This is a genomic window from Arthrobacter sp. SPT-J7 (assembly GCF_059089965.1).
Genome location: NZ_JBNHFF010000511.1, coordinates 1 through 732 on the forward strand (window position 1 = coordinate 1; position 732 = coordinate 732).

Below are 732 nucleotides of genomic sequence, written 5' to 3' on the forward strand. Positions count from 1 at the left end.
GTCAGCAGGATGGTGGAAACCGTCACTCCCCAGCCTTCTGTACGGAGCGCGATGACCACAGGCTGGCGGACCATGGGCGAGCCATTGGCGATCCAGCCGGTGCCGATGGAACCAACGAACATCATGAGGGCGCCGAGGAACCCCTCAATGGTCGCCACGTAGGCGCGGCGCTTGGCGGGCTCGGTGACGGCGGTTGCCGGCGAGCCTGGCCGGCTTTCCGACGTCCCGAGGTGTGCACCGCCTGCCGTCATGATTGTTGGTCCCCTACTTCGTTACGGCGCTGGTTGCACCAGCGAAACGGCCGCCCTGCAACCCGGCTATTTTACCAGCCGGGCTTCCCGCTGCTTCCGGATGACGGCGGGCAGGAAACGGCAGTTTGACAACAGCCGCAGGTGCAGGGGCACCGGCAGCCCCGCGTGAAGTTGGAGAGTCCGGGCCGAGCACGCCGTCCGTGTCCGGCCGGCTCTTATACTCCTGCGCAGGAACTGCCTTCCTTCCTGACCACCCCCACCCCTGCGAAGGAGCGCTCTTCCCTTGCTACCGCGCTTCCGATGCCCGAAGGGAGCCCGGCTGGCCGGAAGGCTCAACGCCGGCAGCTGATGCCTGCACTCCCCTGGCCGCTAGCTCATCCGGTCGCTGCGGGCAACGCGGTTCCTGCCCAGTGACTTGGCCATGTACAAGGCGCCGTCCGCGGTAGCTATGAGGTCGTCCAGCAGCCTTGTATCGGCGTCG

1 pseudogene is annotated in these 732 nt (G+C 66.7%); it reads right to left on the reverse strand.

Features of this window, described 5'->3' with window-relative positions:
- Positions 1-251 (reverse strand): annotated as a pseudogene (locus AC5RWX_RS33955) (polyprenol phosphomannose-dependent alpha 1,6 mannosyltransferase MptB); the annotation flags it as partial.
- Positions 252-732 lie beyond the last annotated feature (481 nt).